Annotated in this window: 17 protein-coding genes; all 17 read left to right on the top strand. The window is 42.2% G+C overall.

The features are described from left to right. The 17 genes from O3621_RS08150 (at position 1) to O3621_RS08070 (ending at position 18,032) form a co-directional block, all read left to right on the top strand. Positions 1-684 (top strand): O-methyltransferase, encoded by a 684-nt coding sequence (locus O3621_RS08150; RefSeq protein WP_314448356.1) that lies wholly within the window; start codon positions 1-3, stop codon positions 682-684. Positions 685-797: 113 nt separating this feature from the next. Continuing rightward, positions 798-1,805: a peptidylprolyl isomerase PrsA gene (prsA, locus tag O3621_RS08145; RefSeq protein WP_002897941.1), complete on the top strand. Its 1,008-nt coding sequence runs from the start codon at positions 798-800 to the stop codon at positions 1,803-1,805. Positions 1,806-1,945: 140 nt separating this feature from the next. Then, complete coding sequence (locus tag O3621_RS08140; RefSeq protein ID WP_314448352.1) at positions 1,946-2,527, top strand: LURP-one-related family protein; 582 nt, start codon at positions 1,946-1,948, stop codon at positions 2,525-2,527. A gap of 38 nt (positions 2,528-2,565) precedes the next feature. Continuing rightward, positions 2,566-5,184 (top strand): alanine--tRNA ligase, encoded by a 2,619-nt coding sequence (alaS, locus tag O3621_RS08135; protein WP_125340768.1) that lies wholly within the window; start codon positions 2,566-2,568, stop codon positions 5,182-5,184. Positions 5,185-5,425: 241 nt separating this feature from the next. Next, a complete protein-coding gene (gene argC / locus O3621_RS08130; protein WP_061592681.1) occupies positions 5,426-6,448 on the top strand; it encodes an N-acetyl-gamma-glutamyl-phosphate reductase in 1,023 nt (340 codons plus the stop codon). A 17-nt stretch (positions 6,449-6,465) separates the two neighbouring features. Further along, complete coding sequence (gene argJ / locus O3621_RS08125) at positions 6,466-7,659, top strand: bifunctional glutamate N-acetyltransferase/amino-acid acetyltransferase ArgJ (protein ID WP_061592682.1); 1,194 nt, start codon at positions 6,466-6,468, stop codon at positions 7,657-7,659. A gap of 11 nt (positions 7,660-7,670) precedes the next feature. Then, positions 7,671-8,408, top strand: coding sequence for an acetylglutamate kinase (argB, locus tag O3621_RS08120; RefSeq protein WP_061592683.1), 738 nt, complete (start codon positions 7,671-7,673; stop codon positions 8,406-8,408). Between the two features lie 2 nt (positions 8,409-8,410). Then, entirely contained in the window at positions 8,411-9,553 is a 1,143-nt protein-coding gene (locus tag O3621_RS08115; RefSeq protein ID WP_314448347.1) for an acetylornithine transaminase, read from the top strand. A 146-nt stretch (positions 9,554-9,699) separates the two neighbouring features. Next, on the top strand, positions 9,700-10,032 hold the full coding sequence (locus O3621_RS08110; RefSeq protein ID WP_002921810.1) for a hypothetical protein: 333 nt from the start codon (positions 9,700-9,702) through the stop codon (positions 10,030-10,032). 18 nt (positions 10,033-10,050) lie between these two features. Next, the gene (locus tag O3621_RS08105; RefSeq protein WP_002921807.1) at positions 10,051-10,260 is read left to right on the top strand and encodes a helix-turn-helix transcriptional regulator; all 210 of its coding nucleotides are present in this window, start codon (positions 10,051-10,053) and stop codon (positions 10,258-10,260) included. Between the two features lie 91 nt (positions 10,261-10,351). Then, complete coding sequence (locus tag O3621_RS08100; RefSeq protein ID WP_002921806.1) at positions 10,352-11,116, top strand: DUF3169 family protein; 765 nt, start codon at positions 10,352-10,354, stop codon at positions 11,114-11,116. Between the two features lie 28 nt (positions 11,117-11,144). Beyond that, positions 11,145-11,687, top strand: a complete 543-nt coding sequence (locus O3621_RS08095; protein WP_002921805.1) for a DUF3267 domain-containing protein — start codon at positions 11,145-11,147, stop codon at positions 11,685-11,687. Then, positions 11,684-12,385 (top strand): CPBP family intramembrane glutamic endopeptidase, encoded by a 702-nt coding sequence (locus O3621_RS08090; RefSeq protein WP_002921799.1) that lies wholly within the window; start codon positions 11,684-11,686, stop codon positions 12,383-12,385. The genes O3621_RS08095 and O3621_RS08090 overlap by 4 nt, the downstream gene beginning before the upstream one ends. Before the next feature lie 21 nt (positions 12,386-12,406). After that, positions 12,407-13,060, top strand: coding sequence for a lysostaphin resistance A-like protein (locus O3621_RS08085; RefSeq protein WP_371514045.1), 654 nt, complete (start codon positions 12,407-12,409; stop codon positions 13,058-13,060). Positions 13,061-13,221: 161 nt separating this feature from the next. Continuing rightward, positions 13,222-14,139, top strand: a complete 918-nt coding sequence (locus O3621_RS08080; protein WP_009659911.1) for a diacylglycerol kinase family protein — start codon at positions 13,222-13,224, stop codon at positions 14,137-14,139. Positions 14,140-14,491: 352 nt separating this feature from the next. Then, the gene (locus tag O3621_RS08075) at positions 14,492-15,427 is read left to right on the top strand and encodes an XRE family transcriptional regulator (protein WP_002904132.1); all 936 of its coding nucleotides are present in this window, start codon (positions 14,492-14,494) and stop codon (positions 15,425-15,427) included. Between the two features lie 181 nt (positions 15,428-15,608). Continuing rightward, the gene (locus O3621_RS08070; protein ID WP_002902691.1) at positions 15,609-18,032 is read left to right on the top strand and encodes a GBS Bsp-like repeat-containing protein; all 2,424 of its coding nucleotides are present in this window, start codon (positions 15,609-15,611) and stop codon (positions 18,030-18,032) included. The last annotated feature ends 38 nt before the right edge of the window (positions 18,033-18,070 follow it).

The following is an 18,070-nucleotide window of genomic DNA, read 5'->3' as shown; positions in this document are numbered from 1 at the left end:
ATGGTCGAAACTTATAATCAAAACTCTAATCCCAATATGCGCCGGCCAGTGGTCAAAGAAGAAATTGTAGACTTTATGAGACAGCGTCTCCAGCAGGTCACTGGTGGACTCAAGGAGCTGGAGGATTTTGCCAGAGCTGAAAATGTGCCCGTTATTCCTCATGAGACAGTGGCTTACTTCCGCCTGCTACTCGAAAGTCTTCAGCCAGAGAAGATTTTAGAAATCGGTACGGCTATTGGTTTTTCGGCCCTTTTGATGGCGGAGCATGCGCCTCGGGCTCAGATTACAACTATTGACCGCAATCCAGAGATGATTGAGTTGGCCAAGGCTAATTTTGCAAAATATGACAGCCGTCAGCAGATCACTCTGCTGGAAGGTGATGCGATGGATTTGCTTGAGACACTAGAGGATTCCTACGACCTTGTCTTTATGGACTCTGCCAAGTCCAAGTATGTGGTCTTTCTGCCCCAAGTCCTCAAGCGCCTCAATCCTGGTGGCCTAGTCCTCATTGATGATATCTTCCAAGGAGGAGATGTTGCCAAGCCTTTTGAGGATATTAAGCGTGGCCAACGGGCTATTTACCGAGGTCTGCATAGTCTTTTTGACGCAACTTTGGACAGTCCAGATTTAACTTCTAGTCTGCTTCCCTTGGGAGATGGACTGCTTATGATTAGAAAAAAATGACATCTCTGATTTTTTCCTAATTTCCAAAAATTTTTAGTAAAATTTAAGATATCAATTCAAATTTGTGCTACAATAGAAAACGTGAACTTTTAAGAATAAGGAGTCAATATAAAATGAAGAAAAAAATATTTGCAGGAGCTGTGACACTCTTGTCAGTCGCTGTATTAGCAGCATGTTCTAACTCAGAAGGCAAGGACATCGTGACCATGAAAGGAAACACGATTACTGTCAATGAATTCTACGATCAAGTGAAAAACAATGGTGCAGCTCAGCAGGTCTTGCTGCAGATGGCTATCAAAGACATCTTTGAAGAAAAATACGGCAAAGACGTCAAAGACAAGGATGTTAAGGATGCTTTCGAAAAGTCTAAAACGGCTTATGGTACAGCTTTTGCCCAAGTCTTGGCTCAAAACGGCTTGACCGAAGATGCCTACAAGGAGCAAATCCGCACCAATATGCTGGTAGAGCATGCCGTTAAGAAGGCTGCTGAAAAAGAGCTGACTGACGAAAACTACAAGGCTGCCTTTGAAAACTACACGCCAGAAGTAACAGCTCAAATCATCAAGGTTGACAGCGAAGACAAAGGTAAGGAAGTTCTCGAAAAAGCTAAAGCAGAAGGCGCAGACTTCAGTCAAATCGCTAAGGAAAATTCTACTGATGCTGCCACTAAGGAAAAAGGCGGAGAAATCAAGTTTGACTCTGGCTCTACTGATGTTCCAGATGCAGTCAAAAAAGCTGCCTTTGCTTTGGAAGAAAATGGCGTTTCAGACCTTGTGACTGTGCCAGATTCACAATACTCAGCAAGCTACTATATTGTTAAGCTGGTCAAGAAGTCAGAGAAATCTTCTAACTGGAAAGATTACAAAGACAAGCTGAAAAAGATTATCATTGCGCAAAAAGAAAAAGATACTAGCTTCATCCAAAGCGTTGTGGCTAAAGAGCTGAAAGATGCCAACATCAAGGTTAAGGATAGTGCTTTCCAATCTGTCTTTGCTCAGTATATCGAAACGACAGGTTCTTCAACTTCTTCATCAAGTGCTGCTAGCAGCTCAAAGACTTCTGAGTCTAGCTCAGCAGCTGAAAGCAGTTCAGCAGAAGCTTCATCATCAGCCGCAGAATAAGGTTGACGAAAAGACAATAAGCAAGTATAATAAGACTGGTGAGAATTGATTTTTCAAGTTCTTAGTTCAGAGAATTGGCGGTGCTGCGAGCCATCTGAGACGGAGAATCATGCTACTCATCTAGCAAAATAGAATACGAAATGAGAATGACAAGTTCATTGAATGAAGGTGGTACCGCGGTTTTTCGCCCTTCGGACAAGGAACTTGTCTTTTATGTTGACTATGGAGGTAACATAATGAAAACCTATCTTGTCAAACAGAAATTTCGCTTAGGCGGCGAACGCTTTGATATCAAGGACGATCGAGGAAATGTGGATTATCAAGTGGAAGGCTCTTTCTTCCAGATTCCTAAGACCTTTACTATCTATGATAGTCAGGGTCAAATCGTCAGTCAGATTACCAAGACCCTTATAACCCTCCTGCCCCAGTTTGAAATCAAACTCAGCAGCGGGCATAGCTTTTATATCCGTAAGAAATTCTCTTTTTTGCGTGATAAATATAAATTTGATAATTTGGGTCTACGAGTTGAAGGGAACATCTGGGATTTAAACTTTCGTCTGCTGGATAACAGCAATCAAGTCGTTGCAGAGATTACCAAGGAGCTCTTCCATCTAACCTCTACTTATCAGGTGAGTGTCTATGATGAGACTTATTCAGATTTGGTCATTTCCCTCTGTGTCGCTATTGATTATGTTGAAATGCTGGAAAGTTCGTCCTCATAATGCAATTATTTTTAGAAAAAATTTAAGGAGAAAAAATCATGAAACAAATGTCAAGTGCTCAGGTTCGTCAAATGTGGCTGGATTTTTGGGCAACTAAAGGTCATGCAGTAGAACCATCTGTCAGCTTGGTGCCAGTCAATGATCCAACCTTGCTCTGGATTAACTCTGGTGTAGCGACGCTCAAGAAATACTTTGACGGAACCATTATTCCAGAGAATCCTCGAATTACCAATGCTCAAAAGGCCATTCGGACCAACGATATTGAAAATGTCGGAAAGACTGCCCGCCACCATACTATGTTTGAAATGCTGGGTAACTTCTCTATCGGTGATTATTTCCGTGATGAAGCGATTGAGTGGGCTTACGAGCTTTTGACTAGCCCTGAGTGGTTTGATTTTCCCAAAGACAAGCTCTACATGACCTACTATCCAGACGATAAGGACTCTTACAACCGCTGGATTGCTATGGGCGTTGAGCCTAGTCATTTGATTCCGATTGAGGACAACTTCTGGGAAATCGGTGCGGGACCTTCTGGGCCGGATACAGAGATTTTCTTTGACCGGGGTGAGGCTTTTGATCCAGAAAATATTGGAGTTCGTCTCTTAGAAGAAGATATTGAGAACGACCGTTATATCGAAATCTGGAATATCGTCTTGTCACAATTCAATGCTGACCCTGCTGTACCACGTAGCGAGTACAAGGAATTGCCACATAAGAACATTGATACGGGCGCAGGTTTGGAGCGTTTGGTGGCTGTCATCCAAGGGGCTAAGACCAACTTTGAGACCGACCTCTTCATGCCAATCATTCGCGAAGTAGAGAAGCTGTCTGGCAAGGTCTATGACCAAGATGGCGACAATATGAGTTTCAAGGTTATCGCAGACCATATCCGCTCGCTCTCCTTTGCCATTGGTGATGGCGCTCTTCCTGGAAATGAAGGCCGTGGCTATGTCCTTCGCCGTCTGCTTCGTCGTGCTTCAATGCATGGTCAAAAGCTGGGGATCAATGAGCCTTTCCTTTACAAACTCGTACCAACTGTGGGCAAGATTATGGAAAGCTACTATCCAGAAGTTCTTGAAAAGCAAGAATTTATCGAAAAGATTATCAAGAGTGAAGAAGAATCTTTTGCTCGTACTCTGCACTCTGGTCAACATTTTGCAGAAACAATCGTGGCAGATTTGAAAGCTAAGGGACAAACTGTTATTGCTGGTCAAGATGCCTTTAAACTCTACGATACTTACGGTTTCCCGCTGGAGTTGACCGAAGAAATCGCTGAAGAAGCAGGCATGACTGTGGACCGGGCTGGCTTTGAAGCGGCTATGAAAGAGCAGCAAGATCGGGCACGTGCTTCTGTTGTCAAGGGCGGATCAATGGGCATGCAAAATGAAACCCTGCAGGCCATCACTGTAGAGAGTGTCTTTAACTACGAAAAAGAAGAGCTGACTGCTGAACTCCTTGCTATTGTAGCAGATGATGCAGCAGTGGAGTCTGTTGAGACAGGCTCAGCTGCCCTCATCTTTGCAGAAACGCCATTCTACGCAGAAATGGGTGGTCAGGTGGCCGACCGCGGTCAAATCTTTGATGGGGCAGGCAATCTGGTAGCGAAAGTAAGGGATGTACAAAAGGCACCAAATGGTCAGCCGTTGCATACTGTAGAAGTCTTGGCCCCTTTGGCTCTAGGTCAAAGCTATAAACTAGAAATTGACCACAGCCGTCGCCATCGTGTTATGAAGAACCATACGGCGACTCACCTCTTACATGCAGCCCTGCATAATGTTCTTGGTAACCATGCAACCCAGGCTGGTTCTCTGAACGAAGTAGAATTCCTGCGCTTTGACTTTACGCATTTCCAAGCGGTGACAGCAGAAGAGCTGCGTGCTATCGAGCAAGAAGTCAATGAGAAAATCTGGGAAGCCCTTGCCATAGAGACAGTAGAGACAGATATTGACGCGGCTAAGGAAATGGGTGCCATGGCGCTCTTTGGAGAAAAATATGGTAAAGAAGTTCGCGTCGTAACCATCGGCGACTACTCTGTTGAGCTTTGCGGAGGAACCCACGTAGGCAATACTTCTGAAATCGGTATTTTCAAGATTGTCAAAGAAGAAGGTATTGGTTCAGGTACTCGTCGTATCTTGGCAGTGACTGGTAAGGAAGCCTTTGAAGCCTACCGTGAGGAAGAAGAGGCGCTCAAGGCTATCGCTGCGACTCTCAAGGCACCGCAAATCAAGGAAGTACCTCACAAGGTAGAAGCGCTGCAAGAGCAGCTGCGTCAACTGCAAAAAGAGAATGCAGAGCTCAAGGAAAAGGCAGCAGCAGCGGCCTCTGGTGAAGTTTTCAAGAATGTTCAAGAAGCAAATGGACATAGCTTTATTGCTAGTCAGGTCTCTGTTTCTGATGCAGGTGCCCTGCGTACCTTTGCGGACACTTGGAAGCAGAAGGACTATTCAGATGTTCTTATACTGGTCGCAGCAATTGGTGACAAGGTCAATGTTCTTGCAGCCAGCAAGACCAAGGACATCCATGCTGGTAATCTGATTAAGGAATTGGCACCAATTGTAGATGGTCGAGGCGGCGGTAAGCCAGACATGGCTATGGCCGGCGGCGGCAAGCAATCAGCTATTTCAGACTTGCTAGCAGCGGTGGCTGAGAAGTTGTAATATTAGATAAAAGATAGATGAAAAGGTCTCCTCTTTGGGCAGATCTTTTTCTGTGCTCTTAGATTTCTTACTTCTCTATATGAGAAGCAAATAGGCCGCTTTTCGGCAAGAAATTATGAATTGTTTTAGAATAAATAATGATATTTTCAAAAATATTGCATAAAAATACAGAAAATACTTGACAAAGGGAAAATATACGAGTAAAATAAAACGCATATTTATACGGAGGTTTTTTAAAAATATGCGAATTTCGATTGTAGGAATTACTGGTTACTCAGGTATGGAACTCCTTCGTATTTTACTGCAGCATCCGCAGGCAGAAGTCGTTTCCCTTCATGCCAGCCAAGATATTGAGGCTCCTGTGTCAGAGCTTTATCCTCATTTGAAGGGGATTTGCGACCTGAAAATAGAAGCTTTCGACAGTCAGGAAATTATGCGACGAGCAAATCTTGTTTTCTTTGCAACGTCAAGCGGAGTGGCTAAAGATTTGTCAAAAGATTTTGTAGAAGCGGGATTTCCAGTTATTGACCTATCTGGCGATCATCGTTTGCCAGAGAATATTTATAAAAAATGGTATCAGAAAGAGCCGGCTGAAGATCATGTTCAAAAAGAGTTTATTTATGGGCTGTCAGAGTTTACAGATATCAGAGGGAAGCGATTTATTGCCAATCCTGGCTGTTATGCGACGGCTACAGAGTTGGCCTTGATTCCCTTGTTACAGGCTCGGGCTATTGAGCTGGACTCTATTATTGTCGATGCCAAGAGCGGTTTGACAGGGGCAGGGAAAAATCCAGCTGCATCCAGCCATTTTGTCCATGTGCACGACAACTATGTGACTTATAAGCTGAATCAACATCAGCATATTCCTGAGATTGTGCAGCAGTTACAGCGTTTTGATGAGGGATTGCAGCAGATTCAGTTTTCAACTTCCCTCATTCCCGTCAATCGTGGCATCGTAGCAACGGTTTACAGCAAGTTAAAAGAACCTTTGACTAGGGAAAAACTGACTGCTATTTATCAGGAATGCTATCAGGACAAGCCTTTTGTTCGTATCCAAGCTGCTCTGCCGAGTCTGCACCAGGTTGTTGGTACTAATCATACAGATATTGGTTTTGACTATAATCCTGTGACAAATATTTTAACTGTCGTAGCTGTGCTGGATAACCTAATCAAGGGGGCTGCTGGTCAGGCAGTTCAAAATATGAATCTGATGCTGGGCTTTCCTGAAACAGATGGCCTGCTCAGTCAACCGTCCTATGTCTAGATGAGAAAGGGTTAGATATGAAGATTATTGATGGAACAATTGCCAGTCCGCTAGGCTTTTCGGCTGACGGTTTACACGCTGGCTTTAAGAAAAAGAAGTTGGATTTTGGCTGGATTGTCTCAGAAGTACCAGCCAGTGTGGCAGGAGTCTATACGACCAATAAGGTCATTGCTGCTCCGCTTCTAGTGACTAAAGCATCGATCCAAAAGAGCCAGAAATTGCAAGCAATAGTAGTTAATTCTGGTGTTGCCAATTCCTGTACAGGTCAGCAGGGACTGGACGCCGCCTATGAGATGCAGCGATTGACTGCCCAAAAGCTGGAGGTTGAGCCCGAGTTGGTAGGTCTGGCTTCTACAGGAGTCATAGGCGAGCAGCTTCCAATGGATGCTCTGAAAAATGGCCTGTCAAAGATTTTGGTGAGTGGTAAGGCAGAAGATTTTGCTGAGGCTATCTTGACGACGGATACTTGTACCAAGACCTGTGTAGTCACAGAAGAGTTTGGCTCAGATCTGGTGACGATGGCGGGAGTAGCCAAGGGCTCGGGCATGATTCATCCGAATATGGCGACCATGCTGGCCTTTATCACCTGTGATGCTAATATTTCCAGTGCTACCTTGCAAGCGGCTCTCAGCCAGCATGTGGAGACAACTTTCAACCAAATCACGGTGGATGGAGATACATCGACTAATGACATGGTGCTAGTCATGGCGAATGGCTGCCGGCAAAATGAAGAAATTCTGCCAGATACGGAAGAATTTGAAAAGTTTTCTAAGATGCTCCACTATCTTATGGCTGACTTGGCTAAGAAAATTGCCAAGGATGGCGAGGGAGCGACCAAGCTGATTGAAGTCAATGTTCGGCATGCCAAGGATGAACAGAGTGGCCGTATGATTGCCAAGAGTGTTGTTGGCTCTAGCTTGGTTAAAACCGCCATTTTTGGTCAAGATCCCAATTGGGGTCGAATCTTAGCAGCTATCGGCTATGCGGGAGCAGATGTCTCGGTTGATGACATTGATATTTGGATTGAGGGGATTCCAGTTATGCAGACTTCTAGCCCTGTGGCTTTTGACCCAGAGGAGACTAGTGATGCCATGGCTGGGGAGCTGCTGACCTTGACCATTGACCTACACGATGGGGCCGCTGAAGCTCAGGCCTGGGGCTGCGATTTGTCCTATGATTATGTGAAAATCAATGCCCTCTATAGAACCTAAGGAGAAATGCAATGAAAGATGTGATTGTTATAAAAATTGGCGGTGTTGCTGCGCAAAAGCTGTCTACTAAGTTTATCAAGCAAATGCAAGCGTGGGTAGCAGCTGGTAAGAAAATTGTAGTCGTTCACGGGGGCGGTCTGGTCATTAACCAACTTATGAAAGAGCGCCAGCTGCCTACTCGCAAGGTTAAGGGGTTACGGGTGACAGCTAAGTCTGACTTGCCTATCATTGAGCAGGCCTTGCTAGGTCAAGTCGGCCGAACGCTGACACAAGAACTGAACGACTCAGATATTGAAAGTCTTCAGCTGGTTTCACATTTGGGAAAGACAGTTTCGGCAGATTTTATCGATAAAGACCTCTATGGCTATGTCGGTCAGGTGAAGACGATTCAAACTGCCTATCTAGAGCAGCTGCTGGCTGCGGACATGGTACCGGTGCTGGCTTCGCTGGGGGAAAATGATGCTGGTGAGCTCTTAAATATCAATGCAGACTATTTGGCTGCGGCAGTTGCTAGCAGCTTGCAGGCAGAGAAGCTAATCCTGATGACAGATATAGAAGGAGTTCTAGAGGACAAAAAAGTCCTGCCCCAGCTTCTGACCAGTCAGGTTTCCAAGAAGATTCAGACAGGTGTCATCAAGGGCGGCATGATTCCTAAGATCGAGAGTGCTGTTCAGACTGTGCTTTCCGGTGTCGGGCAGGTTTTGATTGGCGATAATCTTTTGACGGGCACCTTGATAGCAGAGGGATAACGATGACTTATTTATTTGAAAACTACAAGAGGGCACCCATTGAGTTTGTTAAAGCAGAGGGCTCCTATCTGATTGACAGTGAGGGAAAGGCTTATTTGGACTTTTCGTCGGGGATTGGCGTAACCAATCTTGGCTTTCAACCGCAGGTCCAGCAGGCTTTGATCCAGCAGGCCGGGCGCATCTGGCACAGTCCCAATCTCTATCTTAGCTCTCTGCAAGAGCAGGTGGCTCAGGAACTGGCTGGTTCTTATGATTATTTGGCATTTTTCTGCAATAGCGGAGCGGAAGCCAATGAAGCAGCTATTAAGCTAGCCCGCAAAGCTACTGGCAAGCAAGGCATTATCACTTTTCAGCAATCCTTTCACGGTCGGACCTTTGGCGCTATGGCCGCAACAGGACAGGATAAGATCAAGGAAGGATTTGGTGATGGGGTTCCCCATTTCAGCTATGCGGTTTACAATGATTTAGCCAGCGTAGAAAAGCTAGTCAATCAGGATACGGCAGCTGTCATGCTGGAATTAGTCCAAGGAGAATCGGGGGTTCGTCCAGCAGAAGTAACCCTTGTCAAAGACTTGGCTGATTTTTGCCAACGAGAGGGGATTTTGCTGATTGTTGATGAGGTCCAGACAGGTATGGGGCGCACTGGTCAGCTTTATTCCTTTGAGCATTATGGGATTATACCGGATATTGTGACACTGGCTAAGGGTCTGGCCAATGGCCTGCCCGCTGGCGCTCTATTAGGAAAATCTAGCTTGGCTCCAGCTTTTGGACCTGGCAGTCACGGCTCTACCTTTGGTGGCAATAAATTAGCCATGGCAGCCGCCTTGGAGACCTTGCATATCATGAAAGAAGCGGGCTTTCTAGAAGAAGTCAGGTCTAAGAGTGATATCTTATTGGAGCAGCTGCAGCTTGCTTTTCAGGACCATCCAAAGATTTCTGCTGTTCGAGGTCTGGGCATGATGATTGGGATTGAAACAAGTGCCAGTCTGTCAAAGATTGTTGAAGCCGCTCGTCAGAAGGGATTGATTATCCTGACCGCCGGAGAGAATGTTATCCGTCTCCTGCCGCCTTTGACTGTCAGCAGGGAGGAAATTCAGCAGGGGATTGCTATTTTAAAAGAAGTATTTTCTCAAGTAGATGAATAAAGGAAAAGGATTCAGTTTGAGCTGGATTCTTTTTTGTCTATGGTAATAGCGTTTTTGACAATGATTATTATTTTTTTGACAAAGATACTTGTCAAAAAGAAAAGAATCTGTTACAATACTTTTGAACAGGAAATGGAGGGACGCTTATGAATGCATTCTTATGGTTCTTGCTTCCGATGACTTTTATGGTTTTTATCTTTGGGATTGATTCTTCCAATAAGCTAAAACGGATGCAGGGACGGATAAAGTCTTTAGAAAGAAAAAGAAAGGGGAACAAAACAATGTCACAATTTTTAAAAGAAATGATTGGAAAGAAGCCGACAATTATGAGCGAGTCAATTGGAACCAATAACTGGCTGGTAAACTGGCTGGTAGTGGATGTGGATGAAGAATGGGTCAAGCTGAGCATGACAGATAAAAAAGGTCAGACCAAGACCAAGCTGATTCGTATTGAAGACATTCGGTCTATCGAGCTTTAGGAGAAGTGGGGGATTTTAATGAAATTAAGAAATCGACTCAAGGAGTTGAGGGCGCGTGACGGTCTCAACCAGACAGAACTGGCTAAGCTGGCCGGTGTTTCCAGGCAGACAATCAGCCTTATAGAGAGAGGCGAATATACCCCATCGATTGTGATTGCCCTTAAGATTGCCCATATTTTCAACGAAAATGTTGAGAATGTCTTTCGGCTGGTGGAGGAAGAAGAATGAAGAAGCAATTGAGATTCATTTCAACAGGAACTAAAATAGTCTATCTGCCTTCCTGTATCATCTATTGTAAAAAAATAAAGGAGAAGAAGTCGTGAAAGAGCAAAAACGTATATCTAAACAGAAAAGAGTTTTATATAATGTCCTTATATTGCTAGCTGGAGCTTTTATAGGTGGTCTGTCTATTTTGTTTTCTGAAACTGGTCTGCTAAAAAATATCAGTTGGTCGACTATTTTTACTGTTCAACTGCTGCGACAGTTAGGTCGGGCTAGTCTAATTATTCTTTATCCTTTAACCTTTTTCTTGATTTATCGGACTCGTAAATACAATGAAGCCTATGAAAAAGAAGCAGATGAGGATAAGAATTATGAATGGTACTGTTTAACATTTAAAAATTTGGAATACTCGACTATTGTCTTTAATATCAGCAGTGCTATCGTTCTTTTTACGATTTTAGTTGGAGTCGTTTATATCGGAAATATCACTAATCATAAGAGCCCGCTTCAGTGGAGTCTTGTAGATTATTCGATTGCCTTTCTTTATTTTATTTTGCAAGTTGTCTTTTTAAAGACAGTTCAGAAGGTGCGGCACTATAAGTTATCAGCCTTCCCGACTACTGAGGAAATAAAAGAATTTGTGCTCTCTTATGATGAATCAGAGCTGCAAGCCAATTATGAACAGTGCTATCTTATTCTCTTTAATGTAAATCAGAGACTTCTGCCAGCCCTCTATGTTATTTTAGGGATAGTGGGAACTTTCACACCCCTCAATGTCGTTTCTGGTTTTGTCGTCCTAGTGGTGATCCATATCTATATCAATCTTATGTATTATCCAATGGTAAGAAAATATTTCAAATAAGCTTATTTCCCGATGAAAGGCGGAAATTATGAAACTACTGAAAGAACTTGATTTTATCCATAATAAAAAGGTCAATCTGGCTCTGAATATAACGGCCGTATTGCTGATCTTCCCTTTTCTAGCCCTCTTTACCTGGATTGCTATTCTAATGTATGGCAAGGGCAGCGAAGTTTTTCATTTCTTTGACTTATTCTACCTCCTTGTTCTAATGGTCATCCATGAGCTGATCCACGGCTTTTTCTTTAAGGTCTTGGGGGATGAAAATACCAAGGTCAAGTTTGGTTTTAAGAGCGGCATGGCCTATGCGACTAGCCCAGGCAGTCGTTACAGTCGGAAAAGGATGCTCGTCATTATCCTGGCACCATTCTTTCTGATTAGCCTAGCCCTGACCTTGATCTATGCCTTGCATATTCTGACTGCGACCTCTTATATCGTTCTTGCTAGCTTCCATGCAGCCGGCTGTGCAGGAGATTTTTTTCTGGCTGTCGCTATTCTCCGGCAGAAGGGTGATATCGCTGTTGAGGATACGGAAGTCGGTATTAATATTTATCAAAAGGAGAGTACAAAATGAACAACTTCAAATCAACTGCTTTAGGACTTGTAAAATGGATAGGCTTAATTGCTCTTAGCCTCCTTATAAATATTGCTCCGATGCTATTCTTGAGGCTCGGGAAGAGTTTACCTATATATGCAGAAATCTTATTGGTAGCCTTGTATCTGATTTTAGTTTTCCTGATTTTTCGTAGCTTGTGGCGGCGTTATCAGAAGCATGTGCCTGAAGAAAAGAAAAAATTCAAACAGTCTGGCAAGGACATCGGTTTTGCTTTTCTATTCTTTTTCCTTGCCAGAGTGGCTGCTATTGTCGGTGTTTATCTCAATCTCATCCTGAGCGGCAATTCCCAGACCAGTAATGACAGCGCCATACAAGGGCTAGGGGGAATGATGTCTTCGCAGCATATCTTTTTTGCCTTGCTCTTTGTTGCAACGATTGCTTTTATCGCTCCTATCATGGAAGAATTAATTTTCCGCGGTTTTGGGACTGCCTTCTTTTTCAAAAATAATCAAAAAGTTTTGGCTGCCATTGTGACTTCTGTGGTCTTCACCCTGCCTCATATCACCCAATTGACTGAGTTTCCAATTTATTTCGCACTTGGGCTGGTTCTTTATTTATCCTATGCTCGTCGGGGGAATATAAAAGATTCCATGTTGGTTCATATCCTGAACAATCTCCCCATGGCTATAATACTGCTGCTAGCTATGTTTAAGTAAATCAATCTATAAGGAATCACTATGAAATTAAAAACTTTCTTTACTAATTTTGGCCTTTATATTCTTGTCCTCTTGGCCTATTCCTATATCTTTTCGGCTATAGTTGTCTTCACTATAGGTTCTCTGACAGGGGGATCTTCTCAACTATTGATTTTGCCGATTTTTGTCATACTTGCCAGTCTCTATTCTTTTGCCATGTGGAAATGGTACCAGAAAGATTTGAAACTGGAAATCAAAAATACCAAGCTGACCAGCTCTATCTGGCTTCCCAGCGCCCTCTTGCTTACTTTTATCATCTTCCAGCAGCTCGTTCCTATTGAATCTTCTGCCAATCAGAATTCTGCTGTACAATTGATTCAGCAGCAGCCAGCCTTTGCCTTCCTATACATGGTAATCTTTGCTCCTATTCTTGAGGAGTTGCTGACAAGAGGGTTTTTGGCTAAGTTTCTCTTTCCCGACCAAAATAGCTTGGCAAAAATTCTGCTTTATTTAACTGTATCTGCCAGCTTTTTCTCTCTTCTGCACATGCCGGGCAATCTTGTCCAGTTTCTGGTTTACTTCATCTTGGGAGCAATTTTCGGCCTAGGCTATCTAGCTAAGAAGGACCTGCGCTACTCAATGGGTCTACATCTGGTCAATAACCTAATTGCCTTTGTTCTCATTGTCTTCTTTTAATAGAAAAACGAAATATAAGACAGCACTTCTAAAGTTAGACAGAAAAATCTAACAGCAGAAGTGTTTTTCTGTGGAATGGCGTTTAAATGCTAAACTGCTTTTCTGGTCTCTCGAAAGCCAGCAGTTTCAAATTCTTGTGAAAGTGTTTTCCAGATGGTATAATGAGCTATCAAATGAAAAGAGGTTTCCTTATGTCTAAAGTCCTATTAATTGTCAACCCTAGCTCGGGAGGCGAAAAAGCCAAGTCCTATGAAGACTTGGCAAGGGAAAAGCTGGCAAAATGTTTCGATGAGGTAGTGGTCAAGCATACTGAAAAAGGCGGAGACGCAGCAGCTTTTGCTAAGCAAGCAGCAGAAGACCATTATGATAGCGTCTTTGTCATGGGCGGCGATGGAACAGTCAATGAAGGAATCAGCGGCCTGGCTGAACTAGACTATCGTCCGACTTTTGGTTTCTTTCCACTTGGTACAGTCAATGATTTGGCGCGTGCTCTCGGCATTCCTCTAGACGCTGAAGAAGCCATTCAGAATCTGGATATCAACAAAGTCAAGCCACTTGATATCGGCAAGATTAATGACCAGTACTTTATGAATGTGGTTGCCATTGGAACTATTCCTGAGTCAATCAACAACGTAGATTCAGAAGACAAGACCAAGTGGGGCAAGTTTGCCTACTTTATCTCTGGTTTCAAGCAGTTGATGGATACTAGTTTTTACGAATTTCACTTAAATATTGATGGAGAAGAGCGTACGATAAAGAGCAGTACACTCTTGATTGGCTCTACCAACTCTATCGGAGGTTTCGAGAGCATTCTCCCTGAAGCTACTGTCAATGACGGCTTGCTCCATCTTTTGTATCTTAAGGATAAAAATCTCTTGGACACCTTGGTTTCTGTGCCGGATTTGATTTCGGGCAATGGAGAAGAAAGTGATAATATCGAGTATCTGACCTTTAGGGAAATCACAGTTGAGTTGGCTGATGACAAGGCAGAGCTCAGCGTCAACGTTGACGGAGATGAGGGTGACCAACTGCCAGTAACGATTCGTGTCTTGCCTTCTCACTTGAATGTGTATTACTAGTTTTTTTGTGTTTAGACTCAAAAAAGAATATGGTAGAAGGACTCTAAACTTTTAAGTTTGGGGTCCTTTAATACTTGTAATATACTAATTTTTAGATTTACATGCTTTTCTCAAGTGATGGCGGATGTCAGCGACCTCCTGCAGAGTTCCATGACTAGCTATTGAGCCTAAGGTCTCAATAGCTCCGCTCTACCTAACTGTTGCAACAGTTAGGTAGATTTCATCACTGAGAAAAGGAAGTAATCTTTTTGGAATTTTATTAGTAAAATCTTTCCAATTATGCTATAATAAATCTAGAATAACATGATAACATAACCAAAAGTTTCCTGATTTATTTGGGAGGGGATTGACGATGCAAGGAAAAGAATTTGGACAGCATTTGAAACAGCTTCGATTAAATAGGGGCTGGACTAAGGAGCAATTGTGTGGTGATGAGTCAAAGCTTTCTATACGGCAGTTAACCCGTTTGGAGTCAGGCATTTCCCAGCCTACTCTTTCTACTTTAGAATATCTGGCTTTCTGTCTAGAGGTCGATTTGACAACTTTGACAGGAAGTAAAAAAGAAGATGTAGCTCTACCTACTGACTATCAGCGCTTGAAGTATAAGCTGATTCGGACGACCACTTATGGCAATACCGAAGCTTTGTTCGAATTGGAGCATATCATAGATGAAATTTTTGAAGTTTATTATGATGATTTGCCAGAAGCTGAGCAGAATGTAATGGATATCTTGCAATCAAAGATTTATACTTATACTTCTGAGAAATTCCATAAGTATGGAATGACTCTCTTTGCCCAGCATTTGGACGATTTGCAGAGTAAAAAGCATTATGACGTGAATGATTTACTCTACATCCAGCTCTATCAGATCTATGTGGGAGATGAAGAGGAGATTCGGTCAGCTAAGTTTGATAAGGAATTATATGCAAGAATCGCTCAGCGATTACTGCAGTCAGTTGACTATATTCCAAATGAATATCTCTTTCTCATGCGAGATGCTCTACTGACAATCCCAGGTATTGAGTGCGAGCGAAAAGAGTTCATTTATACAAAAGATACGCTCAACAAACTTAATGTAATCATGGAATTGACAGAGGACTATCAAAAGAAACCGCTGATAAGAATGTTAGAGGGAGAATATGAGCTTTTCGTACACAAGGACGAGAAAAAAGCTCAACAATACTATGAAGAGGGACTGACACTGGCAAGATTGTTAGGTCATACTTTTCTATCTAAAAAAATGGCTGAGGAGTGGAATAAAGAACTTCGGCTCTATCATCAAGGCTAGCAGGACATCTATGTCCTGTTTTTTATTTGTAATTGAGTCTATAATTGAAACATGGAAAAAGTTAAATAGGAAAGGAGAGAATCACATGTTTAGGATTTCTTATTATCTCGCCATGATTTGGTTTTGGCTTTAGGAAATTAAATGTTGTCGTGCACAAAGATTAATAAAGGGAGCAAATAAAATGAAAAATCAATTTTTTAATAAGCAGGTTCAACGTTTTTCTATTCGTAAATATTCTCTAGGAGCAGTTTCAGTGCTTCTAGGAACATTATTATTTGCAGGGACTCAAACAGTTGCTGCTGATCAAGTAATTTCGCCAACTGGTACTGATTCAGTAGTTTCTACAGCACCTTCTGACATAGCTGTGGACACAAATCAGAGTGTTTCAGAAAAGTCAAATGCAACAGTAAGTTCTGATATTGAATCGGAAACAAAAAATGCTGTAAATAACAATTTAGTTAGTATTGAAAATGGAGTAACTTCTGAAGTTCCTGAACCACTAGAAACTGAAAATAAAGCGACAAATGCAAATGATATTCCAATCAACACTGAGCCTGTTTCTGATCAAACTTCAACAGTTAATGAAAAACAGAAAACTGTTGAAATAAATCCAGTTATAGATGATCCTACTAATCCTAAACATTTAGTAACACGTGGCTATGCCGCTTCGAATGTAGATAAGCCAGCCACCTCAATTGTTAATGATGTCAGCCGCCGCCGTGCAACTAAAGAAGAAAAAACAACTCTCAAAACAACTGTTGGTAAAGTTGCAAACGGGACTGGACATACGACTTTACTGGCTACAGGGAATGGTTCAATCGCTCGAGGCGATGATTATCCAGTAAGGTTTAAAAATCTCCCTGATTATGCTGCGGACGATTGGGGACTTATTGTTAAAAATTGTACTTCATTTACTGCTTATAGATTAAGTTCAGTTAATGGTTTTAACATTCCTCGTGCGTACGGAAATGGCGGTGAATGGGGATATCGGGCAAGAAGAGAAGGATATAGGGTAGATAATCATCCAGCTCTTGGCTCAGTCGCTTGGATTGATGATGGAAGTTACGGACATGTAGCATGGGTGTCCAATGTATTGGGAAATAATGTAGAAATTGAAGAATATAACTATGCTTGGAGTAAAAGTTATAATCGCAGAGTAGTTGCTGCAAGTTCAATCTCAGGCTTTATACATTTTAAAGATATCATTGGAGGTACATCCACACCGATTTCCCAGCCTTCTGATAATCAAGGAATCCCTGCCAGTGGAGTGTATCATTTCACTCAAAGAGCCTCCATTAAAGCTGAGCCTAAGATGTCTAGTCCTGAATTAGCTTATTATGATGCAGGACAAACTGTTACATATGATCGTAAATTGGAAGCAGATGGCCATCAATGGATTAGCTATCTCTCCTTTGCTGGAAATCGTAGATATATTGCCATTGGAGTAACAAAGACAAAGGCTCCTTTAAAGGGAACCTTGACTATCCAAAACAATAATGCTCAGACAGGGACTTTTGATGTCATTGTATCTGATGTCTCTAGCCCGTATGGTGTGAAAGAAGTGAAATTACCAACTTGGTCAAGTGAAAATGGACAAGATGATATTGTTTGGTACACTGCTGCTAAACAGCCTAATGGAACATATAAAATAACTGTCAATGCAAATAAACATAAAGGTTCTACGGGAGAGTATAATATCCATCTATATTATGTTCAAAATAATGGGGAAATGGTTGGAGCTGGGGGAACGAAGACTACCGTTTCTATTAAGAAGCCTGAAGGGAAAATTACTATTCAAAATAATAATTCAAAAACAGGAACCTTTGATGTTGTTATATCTAACATTTCCAATCCTGGTGGTGTAAAAGAAGTAAAAGTACCTACATGGTCTAGTGCGAATGATCAAGATGATATTATTTGGTATACTCCTAAAAGACAATCGGATGGCACTTACAAATTGACAATAAAGGCTAGCGATCATAAATATTCCACTGGAAAATATAATGTGCATTTATACTATGTTCAAAATAATGGCCAAATGATTTGTGTAACAGGAACGACGACAGAAGTCTCCTTGGATAAGGAATTAATCCGGCCGACAGGAACTATTACTATTCGGAATAATACTTCAAAGACAGGTACCTTTGATATTATTGTGTCTAATGTTTCTAATCCTGGTGGTGTAAAAGAAGTAAAGGTACCTACATGGTCTGCTGCCAATGACCAGGATGACGTGGTTTGGTACACTGCTAGCAAGCAACCAGATGGGACTTACAAACAGACTATTAAAGTAAGTGATCATAAAAATTCCACAGGGAAATACAACGTCCACCTGTACTACGTTCAGGATGATGGAAAACTTGTAGGTGCCGGCTCAGCTACTACGGAAGTCGCATTACCAACTATATCTATTCCATCAAAAGGGAATTACGTTTTTCAAGGCTATGCTTCTATTCGGTCTGAAGCTAAAATATCAAGTCCAGAACTAGCAAACTTTGACAAAGGGAGCACAGTCTTTTATGATCAAACTTTTATTGCAGATGGTCATCAGTGGATTAGCTATGTTGGGTATAGTGGTAGCCGTCGTTATGTAGCAATAAATTAATTTTATAATATTTCAATATGATTATTGATTTTATTAAT

Origin of the sequence: Streptococcus sp. 20925_1_22 (genome assembly GCF_041431685.1) — a bacterium.
Taxonomy (GTDB): Bacteria; Bacillota; Bacilli; order Lactobacillales; family Streptococcaceae; genus Streptococcus.
The sequence above is the reverse complement of the archived record's forward strand: the minus strand, read 5'-3'. Positions and strand labels throughout refer to the sequence as shown.